The organism is Streptomyces sp. NPDC056486, from assembly GCF_042795295.1.
GTDB lineage: Bacteria > Actinomycetota > Actinomycetes > Streptomycetales > Streptomycetaceae > Streptomyces.
The window spans coordinates 86,371-103,113 of the sequence record NZ_JBHTSF010000001.1; the positions used below are offsets into that span (position 1 = coordinate 86,371).

Genomic DNA, 16,743 nt, shown 5'->3' on the forward strand with positions numbered 1-16,743 from the left:
GGGTTCGGCGAGTGATGTGCGCCGGTTCGGCGCGGCTCGGCGGCGTGCGGGGAACCGGTCGACGGCTTCAGCACCGCGGTGACACGACCGGGACGTCGCGCGCTGCCGGCGGCCGCCATGAACGTACAGGTGAAACGTTTCTGCGAATCAGTTCCCACAGATCAGTGCAGATCGAGACAGATCAGTGGGGAGCCGCTACGGATCAGCTGAGACCGTGTCGTGCGGCCGCCTCCTTGACCGCGCCGCGCAACTCGTCCATGTCGATGATGCTGTTCAGGACGACCACGTCACCCAGGCCCTGGACGGCGTCCTCCAGGTCCTTCGCGACGAAGAAGACGTCCGCGCTGTCGGGTCCGGCGGAGCTGATGTCGGAGTGCTCCACCGTGACGTCCTGGAGCCCCAGTTCGCGTACGACGGTCTCGATGTTCATGCGCACCATGAAGCTGCTGCCCAGTCCGGTGCTGCACATCGCCAGGAACTTCATTCTGAGTCCTCGAATTCGGTGATCAGTTTGACTACCTCGGGTGCCGAGGCCGCATCGCGCAGGGCTTGGCGGGTCCGGGCGTCCGAGAGAATGCGCGCGAGGGAGGCCATGGCGCGCATGTGCGCGTCGGCGTCCGCGGCCGCGAAGCAGAAGTAGAGGTCGACCGCGTGCTCGGGCAGGTCGAGCAGGGGAGCCGGTTCGCTCAGGCGGAGCATCGAGATGCCGGTGCGCACCACACCGTGCTCGGGCCGGGCGTGCGCGAGGGCGATGCCGTGGCCGAGGTCGATGTAGGTGCCGCCGGCCGCGATCGAGTCGAGCATGGCCTGGACGTACTCGGGGGTGACGTCTCCGGCCTCCACCAGCGGACGGGCGACCTGAGTAACGGCTTCCTGCCAGGTCAGTTTGTCCTGGGTGAAGTGGATGTTCTGCTCGGGGAGAAGACGACTGAGCATGCGTGCTCCACAGGAGGTGCGGGGAAGGCGACCGCGGGCGACTACTCGGAGTCGGCCACGATGTCGAAGGACAGTTCCGCCGTGTCCGGCAGGAACTTCGAGGTGCCGAAGATGACGGGTTTTCGACCCGGCTCGAAGACGCACGAGGTGGCAAGCAGCAGAGGGGTCTCCTCGGCCACTTCCAACAGTGCGGCTTCTCGTGCGTCGCACCGGTGCAGTCCGACGACGATCTCGTTGCGGACGAGAAGCACGTCGTGGCGGGCGCGCAGGTAGGCGTACAGGGAAGAGGTGGTGAAGTCCGATGTCAGGACGTCGGGGAACCGGTCCTCCTCGACAAAGGACTCGGCGAGGTGGTGCACCACGCCGTTCACACTGCGCAGTCGCTCCAGCCGGACGACCGAGGTGGCGGGACTGACGCCGAGCGCGGCGGCGAGGCGGGTGCCCGCCCGCTCGCTCTGCTGCACCGTCACCCGTGAGGTGACGGTGTGTCCCTGCCGGGTGAGCTGAGTATGGAAGCCGGTCACCTCGTTCACGAACCGCTCGCGGTGCTTGAGGTTGTAGCGGGGGTGGCTCACGAAGGTTCCGCGGCCGTGCTCCCGCACGAGGTAGCCGTCCTGGACGAGTTCGTCCACGGCCCGGCGCAGCGTGATGCGGCTCACGTCGTACTCGCTGCACAGGACGCCCTCGGCGGGCAGTCGCTCCCCGACGGGGAGACTCTGCACGCGCCGCAGGAGGTGGTCGCGCACCTGTGCGTACTTGTGCCCGGCCATCCACGACCTCCTTGTCGGGCTTGCATGTCATCGAGACATCATGATGACTACAGGACATTCGGCGCGTCAATAGTAGACACCTAAACGAAATCTTCGGGTGCTCGATGCCCTCGCCGCCCTTCGTGTGCGCGTCTGCATGCCGCTGGCCTGCTACATCTCCGAGACGGGGCTGGGAAAGACCCCTCTGGTGTCGATGCGGAGGAGTGAGTTACGTTTCCCAAAGTCATCATGACGTCATGTTCTCTGTAAGGAGCCTTCGTGGTTTTCTCAACAGCACGGTCGACGCGGTCCCTTGAGGATTCCCCCGCCGGGGGGCGTGTGTTCGGCGCGGCGGACACCCGGGCCGTCGCTGTGGCGCGGGCCCTGGCAGTGGACGCGGTCGAGGCCGCGGGTTCCGGGCACCCGGGCACGGCACTGGCCCTCGCGCCCGTGGCGCACCTGCTGTTTCAGCGGCATGTCCGCCACGACCCGGCGGATCCCGCCTGGGAGGGCCGGGACCGTTTCGTACTGTCCTGCGGCCACGCGAGCATCCTTCAGTACACGCAGCTCTACCTGACCGGCTACGGGCTGGAGTTGGACGATCTGCGCCGCTTCCGCCGGCTCGGATCACTGACGCCAGGGCACCCCGAGTACCGGCACACCGCCGGCGTCGAGACGACCACCGGCCCGCTCGGCCAGGGCGTTGCCACCGCCGTGGGCATGGCGATGGCGCTCAAGCGCGACGAGAACCGGCTGGCAGGCGCCGACACCTCACCCGACGGCCCCGCGGGCCGCACCGTGTGGGTGCTGTGCTCCGACGGCGACCTCCAGGAGGGCATCTCCTACGAGGCCGGCGCACTCGCCGGCCGGCACCGCCTGGACAACCTGGTCGTCGTCTGGGACGACAACGACATCCAGATCGAGGGCCCCACCGGCCTGACGACCCATGAGGACACCGCCGCCCGGTTCCGGGCCCAGGGCTGGTTCGTGCAGACGGTCGGACTCGGCGCCGACGGCGACGTGGACACCGACGCCCTCGACCTGGCCCTCGGCGCGGCGCGCGCGGAGACCGGCCGGCCCAGCTTCATCGCCCTGAATTCGCAGATAGCCTTCCCCGCCCCGAACGCCGTCAACACGCCCGCGTCGCACGGCGCTCCGCTGGGCGCCGCCGAAGCCACCGCGGTCAAGGAACTACTCGGCATCGAAGGCGAGTTCAGCGTCCCCGCGGACGTACTGGAGTACACGCGCGGGGCGTTGAAGCGGGGCGCCGAGCTGCATGCCGCCTGGGACCGGGAACTGGCCCGCTGGACGGCCGAACACCCCGAGGCCGCGCGGGCCCGCGCACGTGCCGTACAGCCACTGGACCCTGCCACTGCCGCAGCCGTGCTGCCGCACTTCGAGCCCGGGAGCACCGTCGCCCCGCGTGACGCGTCCGGCAAGGTAATCCAGGCACTGGCCGAAGCGCTGCCGAGGCTGTGGGGCGGCTCGGCCGACCTCGGGGACAGCAACCGTACGACCATCACGTCAGGCGGATCGTTCCTGCCGGCGCACGACAGCGACGGGCAGGGCCCGCTCGGGCGCAACGTCCACTGGGGCGTACGCGAACACGCGATGGCGGCGGCCCTCAACGGCATCGCCCTGGTCGGCTACGACACCCCCTTCGCCGGTACGTTCCTGGTGTTCAGCGACTACCAGCGCCCCTCCCTGCGCCTCGCCGCCCTCATGCAACTGCCCGTGGTCCACATCTGGAGCCACGACTCCGTGGCCCTGGGCGCCGACGGCCCCACCCACCAGCCGGTCGAACACCTCGCCGCCCTACGCGCCATGCCGGGACTTGCCGTCGTCCGGCCGGCCGACGCCACGGAGACCGCGGCCGCCTGGCTCAGCGCCCTCAGCCGCGGCGGTCCCGTGGGTCTGGCCCTCGCCCGCCAGGGCCTGCCCGTCCTCCCGACACCGTCCGAGATGGTCCAGGAAGGTGTCGCACGCGGCGCCTACGTGGTGACCGACACTCAGGAAGTGGCCGACGTCGTGCTGATGGCCAGCGGCAGTGAAGTGGCACTGGCGCTGGCGGCGCGGAACGTGCTCGTCGGCCACGAGGTCACCGCCCGGGTCGTCTCGGTGCCCTGCCTGGACTGGTTCACGCAGCAGGACGCCGACTACCGGGACAGCGTGCTCCCGCCGTCCGTGCGCGCCCGAGTGGTCGTCGAGGCGGGCACCGCCTTCGGCTGGCACGGCCTGCTCGGTGAACACGGCCGCGCCGTGACCGTCGACGACTTCGGTACGTCGGCTCCGGCCGAGGACGCCATGACAGCGGTCGGCCTCACCGAGCACGCGGTGGTCGAGGCGGCACTCGCGTCACTCGCCGCCGCCCGCCGCTGAACCGGCACCGGTACCGCTCCGCCGACCGCGGCCTCGACCAGCGGCGGGCGGTCGGCGGACCACACCACATCACGAAGCGAGGTCACCGTTGAACACGCCTGCGCAGATCGCGTTGAAGGACGCCCTGCTTGTCATCTTCGACTGCGACGGCGTCCTGGTGGACACCGAACGCATCGGCCCCGAAGTCGTGGCGGCCATGGCCACGGAGTCCGGCTGGCCCCTGAACCCAGCAGAGGTTCGCCGCCGGTTCCTGGGCCGCCCCGAGAGCTACCTCTATGACCAGATACGCAGCCACGCCGCCGCTCCCATCGGCCCGGAGTGGCTGACGGAGTACCGCACGAGGTTCCGCGACGCGTTCGCCGCGCGCCCACAGACGATGCCCGGCGTGCGGGAATTGCTGGATCACCTCGACGCACGAAGACTGCCCTACTGCGTCGCTTCGAGCGGCAGTCACGAGCGCATAGCGCACTCGCTGTCCGTCACCGCGCTCCAGGACCGTTTCACCGGGCGGGTGTTCAGCGCCGACGACGTGCCCTTCGGCAAGCCGGCCCCCGACCTGTTCCTGCACGCGGCCCGGACAATGGGGTACTTGCCGGAACGATGCCTGGTGATCGAGGACAGTCCAGCGGGCGTGGACGCGGCGCTCGCCGCGACGATGCAGGTCGTCGGCTTCACCGGAGGCCCCACCGAAGCCGACGCTCTGACACATGCGAATCTGGGAGTGATTTCATCCATGACTCACCTGGTGGCGAGTTCGTAGCACGATCTTGTCGAAGTGCCCTGGACGGGCGACCAGTACCCCGGGGATGATCGCCGACGTCGCCGGGTTTGTCTCGTGCCATTACGTGACTGACAACGTCCCGCTAGCCGGCGGCCTCGTGCGCGGCATCGACCTCGGACCAGGTCAAGCCCACCACTTTTGTCAGGAGCCCTTAGGTGGACAGGGGAGAGGCGAGGGCAGCGGGGCCGGATGGCGTGCGGCCCAAAACGGGCGTGGGCCCGGTCGGCGACGGATTGGAGCAGGCGGGCTCTGTCGTCGTCGGCTTCCAGGCTCGGCTGGTGGCGGTAGGCGCGGCTGGCTGGAGTGAGTTCGGTGCGCAGGGAGAGAGCCCGGACGCGGGCGAGCGGCAGGCCAAGGGCCTCGTACACACAAGCGCGTCGGCTCCCGGATTCTGCACGTCGAACACGAAGGAACCCGCATCGGTTCGGTCCAGGTCGCCGAACGCGGGCTACGCAAGTCGGCCGATGGAGCGGTAGGCCTAAGAGCCCGCCGGACGATCCCTACTTCGGACTCCACTCGGCTGCGTAGTTGGGCCCGCCCCATACCGTTCGGATCCACCGGCCCTCCTGCTCTGAACAGGAAGGACCAGGCGCGACAGGCCTGGCGGAGTGCCCGTCGGGCGACGTGCTTGGCGAAGCGGTATCGGGTGCAGCCGCGCGGGCGGGTACGGACTGTCTCAAGGGGTACAAGGAGGGGCACACCAGCCCTTCAAGAGGGAGCGTCAGAATGACAACGCCTGCTCCGGATTGTGTCGTGCTCGACATCCCGCAGGGACTGCGGCTGGATCTGTTGGGCCTCGTCGTCGAAGTCGGCCAGGTCCGGATCGTCGCCGACCGCGACGGTCTGCTCGGCAGCCTCATCGCCTCGTTGACGTGTGGTGGCGGCACGGCCGCGGCGCGGAGCCTGGAGGCCATGGCGCAGATGCTGCGAGCCCAAGAGGAGACTGCCGGATCCGCCGCCCAGCCTTAGGAATCTGATGGCTTACCGGTAGAGCTGTCATCTCGTACGCCGCCGGAAGAGACGTTCTGGAGATATTCTCAAGCGCGTTGCGGGACAGAAGCGGACAGTCGACGGTCTCGTTTGTGGCCGGATCCGATATCGGTTACGAGCGCAGATCCGAGCCGTCCGGCTCGTGGGCGTACTGCGTCCCGTACAGCTGAGGATCACCCGCCGCGACGGCGGTCTTCCTGAGCTCAAGTGCCCGCCGCTGGAACGCTGGAGCGCGCTCCGCGTGGGCGAGAAGCCGGGGCAAGGGCCTGTGTCTGGCGTACTGGGCTCTGATGCGACAGATCCACGCCCATCGGCGGATACGGGCCGGGGTGGCCCAATCAACACCTGCCGCAGCCGGAGGCGCATCCACGCCCCTGTTCTTCGGCGTCGTTGCACATCGCGCCGTTCTCTCGTCGCTGCTCGGCCGACAGCCCTCTGCCCCTCGAACAGCCAGCACTGGACAAGTAGTTGACGTGTCATATAGAAAGATGATGCGTCAACCAAATTGGTTTGCGCGTGCCCCGCACTCCTGAGGAGATCTCCGTGAGCACGTCGCCGAAGGCCGGCCTCGAAGCCCTGCTGACCCCCGAGGAGAGCGTCCTGGTGCTGATCGATCACCAGCCGTACCAGTTCGCCAACCTTCACAGCCACGAGCCGATGATGGTCACCAACAACGTCGTGGGCTTGGCCAAAGCGGCCAAGGGCTACGGTGTCCCGACGATCCTGACCACAGTCGTGGAAGATCGCGGGGGCCTGCTGATTCAGCCGCTGCAGGACGTCTTTCCGGACCAGAAGCCGATCAACAGGACCTTCATCAACACCTGGGAGGACCAGCAGGTGGTGGACGCCGTGAAGGCCACCGGACGCAAGAAGCTGATCATCGCCGGTCTGTGGACGGAGATCTGCGTGGCCATGCCCGCCATTCAGGCGGCGGGCGAGGGCTTCGATGTCTACGCCGTCACCGATGCCTCCGGAGGCGTGTCGGCCGAGGCTCACGACATGGCGGTGCAGCGCATGATCCAGGCCGGGGTCGTTCCGGTCACCTGGCTGGCCGTGATGGGCGAGTGGCAGCGTGACTGGGCCCGGACGAACCTCATCACGCCGGAAGATCAGCTGGCGGCCCTGGGGCATGCAGGTGCTACCGGGATCGCGACGCTCTGGGAGCAGCAGCTCCTGAACACCCCGGTCGCCCAGACGGCCGGGGCGTAGCGGCGGGGGCATTGGGGCGGCCCCGGTGTCGGAGTGCCGCCTCCTTGCTCATCACGCGGCCACCCAAGAGGCTCAGCCGTCAGCACGTCGGGCGTGAAGACTCCGCCCGAGCCGTATCGCGACGGTGGCCGCGTGCACCCAGCCGGTCCGATGACGCATCAACCAGTTCACTACACTCGACCTCGTGACTGACCGGGTGAATTGGCTGACGGCGGAGGAGCAGCACGCGTGGAGGAGTTTCGTCCGGTTGCATGAGCGGCTGATGGGCCGCCTGTCGCATCTGCTGCAGACGGAATCCCATTTGGCGTCGGCGGATTACGCGGTCCTGGTCAACCTGACGGATGTGCCAGAGGGCCGCCGGCGGTATCAGGACCTCGCGCGGGCGCTGGAGTGGGAGAAGAGCCGGATGTCTCACCACATCACGCGAATGATCCGGCGGGGGCTGGTGGTGCGGGAGGAGTGCCGGGAAGACGGGCGGGGCGCCTTCGCGGTGATCACGGAAGCGGGGCGCGAGGCCATCGCTGCGGCGGCCCCGCTGCACGTGCAGGCCGTCCGATCCCTGTTCTTGGACCAGCTCACCGCGGCGGAGCTCCGAACCCTGGCTGAGATCTCCGTCCGCGTGGTGGAGAAGCTGGACGACGACGCCTGAACGATAAGCGCCGGCCCGGAGCCGGTAGACGGTGAACCCTGACTGATCGACACGGCCGAAGGAGCCCCCGGGGGATGTGCGGCCAGGTTGCCCCGATTGCCCAGGGGATAGAAGGTGCCGATGCCCTTGCGGTCTTCGGTCCACGTGACGGACGCAGGGACACCATGTGACAGGCGTCCACAGAGTCGGTGGCTGGCTGGCGGTTCAGATCCGTCGTGACGCCGCCCCGGGATCTCAGGTGCGGGCGGCCGCGGCGGCGACGATCCAGTTCCTGAACTCGACGGCGTAGTGCCGCAGGTGATGGTCCAGGACCTCGTCCGGGCAGGTGACGGGGAAGTACACCGTCAGGTTCGCGGTGAAGCCGTCGGCGGTGTCGCCGAACTGGATCAGCGCCCGCCCGACGACGGTGCCGTCGGCCAGGAAGAGGTTCGAGGACATCTTGCGCGGAAACTCCGACTCCGGGAGGAGTTCGTCCGCGTCCGCGGCCCAGGCCAGTGCGTCCGTTCCCCAGCCGCCCATGTAGAAGTCGGCGACGTGGGGGCCGATGTTCTCCACCACGCGCGCACCGATGGAGTCGGTGCCCATCACGTAGTGCTCGGGGTGCGCCGCGAGGAGTGCGCGCTCGTCGCCCGCGAAGGCCTTGTCCATCCAGGCCAGGAAGGCACCCGAGGTGAGGCCCTTCGTCGCGAGGACGGTGGTGCCTGCCTTGAAGCTTCCGTCGGAGGTGCGGGCGCATTCGCGCAGGACGGCGTTGCCCTCCTCGATGTCCGCGGCCAGGAGGTCGAGGAGCCCCTGGCGGCCCAGCAGAGTCCGGAAGCGCTCCAGGGCGCGGCGGGCGTAGAAGAGCTCGAAGTCGTCGATGCTCCCGGCGCCGGTGGGTCCGGCCTCAAGTGTCACGGTGACGGGCGGGGGAGTCTGGTTGTCGGTCACGGTCGAACCTCCGATAGGATGTGAATGTGAATTCACGTTCGCATTAAGAGAGTACGCCGAGGGGTGCGCCAGTTGTCAAAAGGTCCTGCTGAGAGTGCCGCAGATACCATGCGGGACATGACCGAGGATCCGGAGCAGCGCCCAGCGTCCTACCGGGAACCCCAGCAGGCCCGCAGCGCCGCGACCCTCGCCCGCGTCCTGCGGGCAGCCGAGGAGATCGCCTCCACCTCCGGCCTGGAGGACATGACGATCGCCGGCGTCGCGCAACGCGCCGGCGTCTCCGTCGGCACGATCTACCGCCGCTTCGAAGACAAAGAACAGCTGATCACTGCCCTGAGCGAGCGGATGCTGGAACGCCGCGAGGAATACGTAGCAGCGCAACTGCGCACGGCCGAGCCCTCGCTCCCCGGCATCATGGACGCCTACGCGCACGCCCTGCTCCAGTCCTTCGCCGACAGCAGCAGCCTCTTCCCCGAACTGCTGCGCACGCGGGGAACCAAGTCACTGGACCGCGGCGCCCGTACCATCACCGAGCTCCACCGCCTCCTGCTCGACGCAGCAGCCCCCTACACCGACCAGATCCGCCGCTCCCCACCGCAGAAGGCACTCGACGCCGCGGCCCGCGCCCTCCTCGGGGCCTGCTTCCACAACTCCATACGCCCCGACCCCGCCACCGGCGAAGCGGCCAGGCGCCGCTACGCCGACGAACTCAGCGACATGGCAATCGCCTACCTTTCCACGCCCGACCGACGCCCCGGCGCCGACACCTGAGCCGAACGCGTGGCCGCACGGCCCTCACACGGGGAGACCTGCCAGGCAGAACGTTCACAGCAAGCCTGAGGTCAGCAGCGGTGAGGCAGTTCTTCTTGGAGCGCTACGGGTCATGCCCGCCGTACAATGGAAGGGCGGCAATGTGGACGACGGCGTGGCTCGATCATGAACGCTCGCATCGAGGACTACGCCCTCATCAGTGACCTGGAAACCGGCGCGATGCTCGGCAGGGACGGGTCGATCGACTGGCTGTGCCTGCCGCGTTTCGACTCACCGGCCTGTTTCGCCGCGCTGCTCGGCACGGCGGACAACGGCTTCTGGCGGATTTCCCCGGTCGGCGCCGGACCATGTGACCGGCGGGCCTACCGCCAGGACACGCTGGTCATGGATTCCCACTGGGAGTGCCTGACCGGTGCCGTGCACGTCACGGACTTCATGCCGCCCCGCGCGCAACTGCCCTGCATCGTGCGCGTGGTCGAGGGCCTGTCCGGCGCCGTGGACATGCGCAGCGAACTGCGGCCGCGTTTCAACCAGGGCCGCGTCATGCCGTGGGTGCGGGCCCAGGATCACTGCACGGTCGCCGTCGCCGGGCCGGATTCCCTCTGGCTGAGCGCCGACGGCCCGATGGAGATACGGGCGGGTGTGGACTCCTCCGCACACGACATCGGCATCCGCGACTCCACCGTCCTCGACTTCACGGTCTCGGCGGGCCAGCGCTTGGCGTTGCAGCTCGTGTGGGCGCCCTCGCACCTGCCCGACCCGCCCGAGCCTCTGAGGGTCCCGGCGGAGACGGCGCTGAAGGCCACCGGCGACTTCTGGCGGCGCTGGACGGCCCAGTGCCGCTATCAGGGCCCCTGGCGGGAGGCCGTCACCCGCTCGCTGATCACGCTGAAAGCCCTCACCTACGCGCCCACGGGAGGCATCGTCGCGGCGCCGACCACCTCGCTCCCCGAGTGCGTCGGCGGCGAACGCAACTGGGACTACCGCTTCTGCTGGCTGCGCGACTCCACGCTGACCTTGTCCGCCCTGCTGCGCTGCGGCTACCGCGACGAGGCGACGGCCTGGTTCGACTGGCTGGTGCGTGCCGTGGCGGGCGACCCCGCCGATCTGCAGGCGGTGTACGGGGTGGGCGGACAGCGGCGACTGCCGGAGGCCGAGGCGCCGTGGCTGCCCGGCTATGAGGGGTCGCGGCCCGTCCGGTTGGGGAACGCCGCGGCCGATCAGCTCCAGCTCGACGTCTACGGAGAGGTTCTCGACACGCTCTACTTGTCGTTGCGGGCGGGGATTTCGATGCAGCCCCATCTGTGGAGCCTGGTGGAATCCTTGATGAGCCATCTGCGGGAGCACTGGCGTGAACCGGACCAGGGCCTGTGGGAAGTCCGGGGCGCCAGGCGGCAGTTCGTCCACTCCAAGGTCATGTCGTGGGTCGCCGCCGACCGTGCCCTGCGGATGGGCGAGATGCTCGGCCGGAACGAGTCCGCGGGGGAGTGGCGCGCGATGCGGGACGCGGTGCACCGGGAGGTGTGCCGCGAGGGGTGGGACGACGAGCGGCGTTCGTTCGTGCAGTCCTACGGGTCGCCCGCGCTTGACGCGTCGGCCCTGCTGATCCCCAAGGTCGGCTTCCTCCCCGCCGACGATGTGCGCGTGCGCGACACCGTCCGGGCGATGCGAGCCCTGGACCGCCACGGATTCGTGCGGAGATACGCGCTCGACGGCCGGGGCACGCACGGCGTGGACGGCATGCGGGGATCCGAGGGCACGTTCGTGGCGTGTTCCCTCTGGTACGCCGACGCGCTGGCGGCGACCGGCCGCCTCCGACAGGCGCGGGAGACTTTCGAGCGCGTCCTGGACGTACGCAACGACGTGGGTCTGCTCGCGGAACAGTGGGACCCGGACGGGCGTCGCCAACTGGGCAACGCACCCCGGGCGTTCAGTCATATCGCGCTGGTGGAGACGGCGTTCGCGCTGCAGGAAGCCGGTGCCTGAGACGGCAGGGGGTGCAGGGGGTGTCTGAGAGCAGCGGTCACGTCCCGCGTCTCGCCGCAGTCAGGAGCACCATTCCGGAGTCGCCGTAGTCGGGCAGCGTCGGGTCGGCGTCGATTCTTGTGACCGCGAGGCGGTCGGTGAGCGGGGCGAACACCTCGGTGACGACGGCCGGGTTCACGGGGCAGCCGGGCCACCGTGACGTGGGCCCGATGCGGTACGTCGGCATGTTCTCCATGAACGCCGCGACGAGATGTCCGCCCGGCGCGACAGCACGTACGAAGCGGTGGCAGAAGTCGGTGAACTCCGCGAAGTCCTCGGTGACGCCCTCCGCGACGAAATTCATCGACGCGATGTCGTACGTGCCGGGCGGCAGTGCCCGGATGTCGCCGTGGACGACGCGCACACCCGCGAGCGCCTCCGGAAGCGTCGGCGGCAGGTCGGGATTGAGGCGGCGGCACAGCGCGTGAAACGGCAACCAGCTGTTGTCAGGGGCCTGTTCGAGCTGCCGGGTCAGATAGGCGACGCCCCCGGCGCTCGCCTCGACGGCGTCGATGCGGCGGCTCGCGGCGGCGGCAAGGATCAGCGGATAGAGGTTGGGCCCGGCCCCGAACTCCAGGGAGCGAGCGGCGCTTTTCGGGGCGAACTGCCGGTAGAAGGCGCAGTGGTGGGCGATGACCGCGGCGTCGGACGGATGCAGCTCGCGGTAGTTCTCGCCGAGGTAGTCCTGGACGGGCCAGCTGTCCCAGTCCACGTCGTCGTTGCGGGTCGGGGTCATGGGCGGTGTCAGCTCCCTGCTCGCAGCGGGAACCGTGCGGAGAGGCGCGTCAGAGCGGCGTTGAGCCGGTCGATGTCACCGTCGGAGTTCAGAGCCGTGAGCTGCACGCGGAAGCCGACGCGGTCGTGCGGCACGAGCGGGTAGGCCGCCAGGGTCACATAGATACCCTGCTCCCACAGGAAATCGGCTACCGCGTCCAGGTCGGATTCGTTGACCAGGGGGATCTCCACGATCGGCAGCTGATCGGAGTTGAGCGTCCGCAGGCCGAGCCCGGCCACGTGGTCGAGCACCCGGACGGTCTTGCGGTGCAGATCGGCGCGGATGGCGTCGCCGCGCCGGTCATTGACCTCGAGGCCGGCGAGCGCGGTCGCGAGCGAGGCTGTGGGTGAGGGCCCGGAGTACAGATAGGGGGCTGCGGAGACCTTCAGATGGTCCTTGAGCCGGGGCGGCAGCGCGAGAAAGGCGAGCAGCGACGAGTAGGCCTTGGAGAGGCCGCCGACGAGCACGATGTTGTCGTACGTCTCGCCCGTGTGCCGTACGACGCTGTTGCCGCGCAGTCCGTAGGGGCACGGTTCGTCCGCGCCGCGCTCCCCGATGACGCCGAATCCGTGGGTGTCGTCGATGTACAGCGTGGCATCCAAGTCGCGGCATATCCCGGCCAGTTCGGGTACGTCGGCGATGTTCCCGCTCATGCTGTTGACGCCGTCGAGGCAGACCAGGCGGGCCGCCCCGTTCGGCGCAGCCCGCAGCAGGGCGGCCAGTTCGTCGGGGCGCTCCGCGTGGAACCGTCGCAGTGTCGCGCCCTGCCCGCGGGCCGCCACGCAGCCGTCGTACACCGTGCGGTGCGCAGCGGCTTCGATGAAGACCTGGCCCTCGCCGGCGAGGACGGGGATCACCGAGGCGTGGATCAGGGTGGCCGTCGGGAGCAGCAGGGTGTCGGGCGCCCCGAGCAGCGCGGCGAGCCGCTCCTCGATCTCGGGGTAGAGCCGGGGGCTGCCGAGCAGCCGGGACCAACTGGGGTGCGTTCCCCAGCGGCGTACGGCGGGTTCGATGGCGTCGATGATCTCCGGATCGCAGTCGAAGCCCAGGTAGTTGCAGGAGGCGAAGTCGATGAGCCAGTGGTCCCCGCTGCGGATGTGCCGGCCGCGGACCTCGTCAAGGACGCAGTCGCTCATCGGGCTGGTCCGCCGCAGATGGTCGAGATCGCCCCAGCGCGGATCGCGCTCTGCCCCCAGGAGTTCGGTCTCCGGTTCACTCATGGTGCTCTCCCTCTCCGAGGAGATCGGGGCGGTCGGGGCAGCCGGTGCGGAGGGGACGGCGGCGACAACTGCGGAGGAGGCGGCGGCAGTGGCAACAGGGGCCCCAGGTGCGACCCGGCCGCTCCGCCCGGCTCGCCGGCCCGCGGCGCCACCGTTGGTTCCCCGACGTATGCGGAGGAGTCGCTTGCCCTCCTCGGCCGTCAGCGGCCGCGCGAAGAGATAGCCCTGCCCGAACCCGCAGCCCATCCCGGCCAGCAGGTCCCGCTGCGTGGACTCCTCGATCCCCTCGGCGATGACCTGCAGGCCCATCGTGTCGGCGAGGTGCACGATTCCCTCGACGAGGGCGAGCTGCCGGGCGTCGTCGGCGATGTCGTCGATGAACGTCTTGTCGATCTTGAGTACGTCGACGGGGAACTCGCGGAGATAGCGCAGCGAGGAGAATCCCGTGCCGAAATCGTCGACCGCGATCCGGACACCGAGGTCCTTCAATGCCCGCATGACCGCCTGGATCTGTCCGTCCGGCCGCATCAGCACCGACTCGGTGAGTTCCAACTGCAGCGACCCCGGGGCGAGTCCGGGTGTCCGAAGGGCCTTGTGCACCTCGTCGAGGAAGCCCGCGTCGCGGAACTGGCGCGCGGACACGTTGACGCTGATGTAAGGATGACGCCCCGAAGGGGGCCCCACGCTCTGCAGCCCGGCGATGTCCGTGGCGGCGCTGCTGAGGACCCAGGCGCCCAGCGGCGTGATGTGACCGGTCTCCTCGGCGAGCGGGATGAACTGCTGCGGCGGCACCTGGCCGCGCCGGGGGTGCGGCCAGCGGGCCAGGGCCTCGAAGCCGACGATCTCGGCGGCGCCTGCCGCACCGCCCGCGCCTGCCGCACCGCTCGCCCGCCCGCCGTTCGCGCTGATGTCCACGACGGGCTGATAGCGCAGCGCGAACTCCTCGTCGGTGATCGCTCGGTCCAGGCTCGCCTGCAGGTCGTGACGCTCCAGCATGCGTACGTGCAGCCGCTGCTGGAAGCGGCGCCACTGACGCTTCCCCGCGGCCTTGGCGGCGTACAGCGCCAGGTCGGCGTGGGTGAGGAGCTCGTCGGCGCCCGCGCTGTCCACAGCCGTGGCCACGCCCACGCTCGCGGAGACGCGCACGGTGTCGCCGGACAGCTGGAACGGTCTGCTGAGCGCCTGCACCACCTGCGCGGCGAGGATCTCGGCGTCGACAGGCTCCTTCGCGTCCTCCATCAGGACGGCGAACTCGTCGCCGCCGAGCCGGGCCGCGGTGTCGCTGCGGCGCAGTGACCGTGAGAGGCGGGTACCGGCGGCGGCCAGGAGCCGGTCGCCGACCGAATGCCCCAGCGTGTCGTTGACGACCTTGAAGTCGTCGAGGTCGATGAAGAGCACGCAGGTCAGCGTCGATTCGCGGCGGCCGCGCAGCAGCGCGCGCTCGATGCGCTCCAGGAGCAGCGTCCGGTTGGGAAGGCCGGTCAGCGCGTCGTGGAAGGCCCGCTGGGTGAGCTCGTGCTCCAGCTGACGCTGCTCGGTCACGTCCCGCAAGGTGACGACGAGCCCGCGGACGGTCGGGTCCTGGCGCAGGTCGCTGCAGCGCACCTCCACCTCCATGCGCCCGCCCTCCCGGGGCATCCACCAGTAGTCGTGGGGTTCCTGCTGCCCGCTGCCGCGCATGGCCGCGAGCACCCGCGTCGCTCGGTCCCTGTCCCGCGGGTCCACCAGCTCCACCAGCTCGGCCCCGATCAGCGGGACGGCCCCGAAGACGGCCTGCGCGGACGGGCTGGCGTAGCGGACGGTGTTGTCGTCGTCGATGATGAGGATGACGTCGGATGCGTTGCGCACCAACGTACGGAAGTACGCCTCACTCTCCCGTCGGATGATCTCCTGACGGAGCGCGATGCGCTCCGTCGCCAGGCCCGCGTGCGAGGCGAGGATCTCCAGGGAGCCCCAGATCTCGGCGAGTTGCTTCTCGGATCCGGCCGCGATCAGCACACCCGGCGGCTCGCCCCCGGCCGGACGGTCGCGCTGGATCATCGGGCACACCAGCACATGCTGCGCGGCCCCGAAGCGGTCGGCGATCTCCGGGCCGAGGGCGGCGGCCCGCTCCAGACGCGTGCGCCGCAGGTCGCGGGCGGCGTAGGGGGCCGGTGGCGTATCGCCCGCCCCCAGGAGCAGGGTCCCGGGCCGGGCCCCTGGCCCGGACAGCACGGCGACCGTCGTCTCGCAGGTCTCGGTGATCTCCTCCGTCGTGATCGCCGCCACAAGCGAGGAGGCCGCGTCACGCAACGCCAACTCGCGGTCCACGGCCTTGCGGTGCGCCACGACCATGCCCGCGAGCCGGAGGATCACCAGGAGGAACAGGGCCCCGGAGAAGGAGGCGATCACGGCCGCGTCATGGGCGCTGTCGAGCAGGCCCTCGGCGAGCAGGATCGCCGGGGCGATGAGGGTGGCCGCGGCGAGCAGCACGAGCCTGCGCGGCGGTGGGAGCAGAGTCTGCCGCCAATGTGTGTAGGCGGTCAGCTCCACCATCGAGGGGTGCAGTGCGGCCAGGCCCCACGCCGTGTAGAAGACGATCCAGCCCATGTCCAGGAGCGTGCCCGCCTGCCACATCCCGTTGAGCTGCAGGATCCCGTACGCGATATCGAAGCCGAGCAGGGTGAACGTGCCGAGCACCAGCAGGCGTACCGCGGGATTGTGGCCGGTGACGAAGCCAGGGGTGAGCAGTCGGGCGAGGAGAGCCAGGACCAGTACGTCGCCCAGCGGGTAGGCGATGCTGATGGCGCGCTGCGGCCAGGTCAGGCCCTCGACCTCGGTGAGCGGCTGGACGAGGTAGACCCAGACGGGCAGCGCGAGCCCGCCGGTGATGATCAGCGCGTCGAGGAGGCTCGGCAGGTCGCGGCCCGCCCAGCGGTAGCGGACGAGGCCGAAGAGGCCTGCCGCGAGCAGGGGATACACCGCGAGGTAGCAGGCGTCGGCCGGGGACGGGAACGGATTCTCCGCCTGGAAGTACTGCTCGACCACGTTGTAGTACGTGTCGCCCGCGGCGAACGCGAAAAGCCCGGCCGCGAGCACCCGCCACGGCCAGCGATGCTCGGGTCGGTGGACGTGCACACCGGCGAGTACGGCGGCGACGCCACCGAGGCCGATGAGCACCCAGAGGGCGGCGCGCAGGCCCGGGAGCGTCATGTAGAGGGTGGTGAGAGCGGCGACCAGGACGACGTAGGCGGCCATGAGCCGACGGGGCTGTGTCTGTTCCCGAGGGAATGCCCGAAGCAATGGCAAAGCGCCTCCCTGCGTGGCAGGGACACCCGGCCGAGAATCAC

Annotated in this window: 14 protein-coding genes; 7 read left to right on the forward strand and 7 right to left on the reverse strand. The window is 69.6% G+C overall.

Annotated elements, in window-relative coordinates; genetic code table 11:
• Nucleotides 1–202 precede the first annotated feature (202 nt).
• The 3 genes from ACFQ7F_RS00380 to ACFQ7F_RS00390 are packed head-to-tail and all read right to left on the reverse strand — an operon-like array spanning nucleotide 203 to nucleotide 1,706.
• Nucleotides 203–484: a PTS sugar transporter subunit IIB gene (locus tag ACFQ7F_RS00380; protein ID WP_383263806.1), complete on the reverse strand. Its 282-nt coding sequence runs from the start codon at nucleotides 482–484 to the stop codon at nucleotides 203–205.
• Nucleotides 481–936 carry a PTS sugar transporter subunit IIA gene (locus ACFQ7F_RS00385; RefSeq protein WP_383263809.1) on the reverse strand — a complete coding sequence of 152 codons (456 nt, stop codon included), beginning with the start codon at nucleotides 934–936 and terminating at the stop codon, nucleotides 481–483. The genes ACFQ7F_RS00380 and ACFQ7F_RS00385 overlap by 4 nt, the downstream gene beginning before the upstream one ends.
• A gap of 41 nt (nucleotides 937–977) precedes the next feature.
• The gene (locus ACFQ7F_RS00390; protein ID WP_383263812.1) at nucleotides 978–1,706 is read right to left on the reverse strand and encodes a GntR family transcriptional regulator; all 729 of its coding nucleotides are present in this window, start codon (nucleotides 1,704–1,706) and stop codon (nucleotides 978–980) included.
• Nucleotides 1,707–2,024: 318 nt separating this feature from the next.
• Here ACFQ7F_RS00390 and ACFQ7F_RS00395 point away from each other — a divergent pair, with 318 nt between their 5' ends.
• The 3 genes from ACFQ7F_RS00395 to ACFQ7F_RS00405 all read left to right on the forward strand — a co-directional run bounded on the left by ACFQ7F_RS00395 (nucleotide 2,025) and on the right by ACFQ7F_RS00405 (nucleotide 5,814).
• Nucleotides 2,025–4,064, forward strand: a complete 2,040-nt coding sequence (locus ACFQ7F_RS00395; protein WP_383264211.1) for a transketolase family protein — start codon at nucleotides 2,025–2,027, stop codon at nucleotides 4,062–4,064.
• 88 nt (nucleotides 4,065–4,152) lie between these two features.
• Entirely contained in the window at nucleotides 4,153–4,824 is a 672-nt protein-coding gene (locus ACFQ7F_RS00400; protein WP_383263814.1) for an HAD family hydrolase, read from the forward strand.
• A 747-nt stretch (nucleotides 4,825–5,571) separates the two neighbouring features.
• Nucleotides 5,572–5,814 (forward strand): hypothetical protein, encoded by a 243-nt coding sequence (locus ACFQ7F_RS00405; protein ID WP_383263817.1) that lies wholly within the window; start codon nucleotides 5,572–5,574, stop codon nucleotides 5,812–5,814.
• Nucleotides 5,815–5,947: 133 nt separating this feature from the next.
• Here ACFQ7F_RS00405 and ACFQ7F_RS00410 read toward each other — a convergent pair whose 3' ends face one another.
• Nucleotides 5,948–6,097, reverse strand: a complete 150-nt coding sequence (locus tag ACFQ7F_RS00410) for a hypothetical protein (RefSeq protein WP_383263820.1) — start codon at nucleotides 6,095–6,097, stop codon at nucleotides 5,948–5,950.
• Nucleotides 6,098–6,378: 281 nt separating this feature from the next.
• On the opposite strand from ACFQ7F_RS00410, the gene ACFQ7F_RS00415 reads away from it, so the two are divergent.
• Both ACFQ7F_RS00415 and ACFQ7F_RS00420 read left to right on the forward strand, forming a co-directional pair.
• Nucleotides 6,379–7,044, forward strand: a complete 666-nt coding sequence (locus tag ACFQ7F_RS00415) for a hydrolase (protein ID WP_383263823.1) — start codon at nucleotides 6,379–6,381, stop codon at nucleotides 7,042–7,044.
• A 184-nt stretch (nucleotides 7,045–7,228) separates the two neighbouring features.
• Entirely contained in the window at nucleotides 7,229–7,693 is a 465-nt protein-coding gene (locus ACFQ7F_RS00420) for a MarR family winged helix-turn-helix transcriptional regulator (RefSeq protein WP_383263826.1), read from the forward strand.
• Between the two features lie 234 nt (nucleotides 7,694–7,927).
• On the opposite strand, the gene ACFQ7F_RS00425 is transcribed toward ACFQ7F_RS00420, so the two are convergent.
• The gene (locus tag ACFQ7F_RS00425) at nucleotides 7,928–8,623 is read right to left on the reverse strand and encodes a hypothetical protein (protein ID WP_383263828.1); all 696 of its coding nucleotides are present in this window, start codon (nucleotides 8,621–8,623) and stop codon (nucleotides 7,928–7,930) included.
• Nucleotides 8,624–8,740: 117 nt separating this feature from the next.
• Between ACFQ7F_RS00425 and ACFQ7F_RS00430 the strand changes: the two genes are divergently transcribed.
• Both ACFQ7F_RS00430 and ACFQ7F_RS00435 read left to right on the forward strand, forming a co-directional pair.
• The gene (locus ACFQ7F_RS00430; protein WP_383263830.1) at nucleotides 8,741–9,394 is read left to right on the forward strand and encodes a TetR/AcrR family transcriptional regulator; all 654 of its coding nucleotides are present in this window, start codon (nucleotides 8,741–8,743) and stop codon (nucleotides 9,392–9,394) included.
• Between the two features lie 165 nt (nucleotides 9,395–9,559).
• Nucleotides 9,560–11,380 carry a glycoside hydrolase family 15 protein gene (locus tag ACFQ7F_RS00435; protein WP_383263832.1) on the forward strand — a complete coding sequence of 607 codons (1,821 nt, stop codon included), beginning with the start codon at nucleotides 9,560–9,562 and terminating at the stop codon, nucleotides 11,378–11,380.
• 37 nt (nucleotides 11,381–11,417) lie between these two features.
• Here ACFQ7F_RS00435 and ACFQ7F_RS00440 read toward each other — a convergent pair whose 3' ends face one another.
• Complete coding sequence (locus ACFQ7F_RS00440; RefSeq protein ID WP_383263835.1) at nucleotides 11,418–12,155, reverse strand: class I SAM-dependent methyltransferase; 738 nt, start codon at nucleotides 12,153–12,155, stop codon at nucleotides 11,418–11,420.
• A gap of 8 nt (nucleotides 12,156–12,163) precedes the next feature.
• Nucleotides 12,164–16,651: an aminotransferase class I/II-fold pyridoxal phosphate-dependent enzyme gene (locus tag ACFQ7F_RS00445; RefSeq protein WP_383263838.1), complete on the reverse strand. Its 4,488-nt coding sequence runs from the start codon at nucleotides 16,649–16,651 to the stop codon at nucleotides 12,164–12,166.
• Between the last annotated feature and the right edge of the window lie 92 nt (nucleotides 16,652–16,743).